The 241-nt window shown below is 34.4% G+C and carries 1 protein-coding gene; it reads left to right on the forward strand.

All coding sequences use genetic code 11. The features are described from left to right. Positions 1-241, forward strand: a 241-nt coding sequence (locus APS80_RS10355; protein ID WP_157064354.1) for a GA module-containing protein, incomplete at both ends; no start/stop codon positions are given.

Below are 241 nucleotides of genomic sequence, written 5' to 3' on the forward strand. Positions count from 1 at the left end.
AGCCAAGACCAAAAAGATAAATATAAACACGACATCGACGATGCGAAAACGAAAGAAGAAATCGACAACATCATCAACAAAGCGAAAGATGAAGATAATAAACATCAAACAGAAGAAAGCTTAACTAAAGCGAAAGAACATGGTAAAGATAATGTCGATAAACTTAAACACCTAAGCCAAGACCAAAAAGATAAATATAAACACGACATCGACGATGCGAAAACGAAAGAAGAAATCGACA

It is taken from the genome of Staphylococcus auricularis (genome assembly GCF_001500315.1).
Lineage (GTDB): Bacteria > Bacillota > Bacilli > Staphylococcales > Staphylococcaceae > Staphylococcus > Staphylococcus auricularis.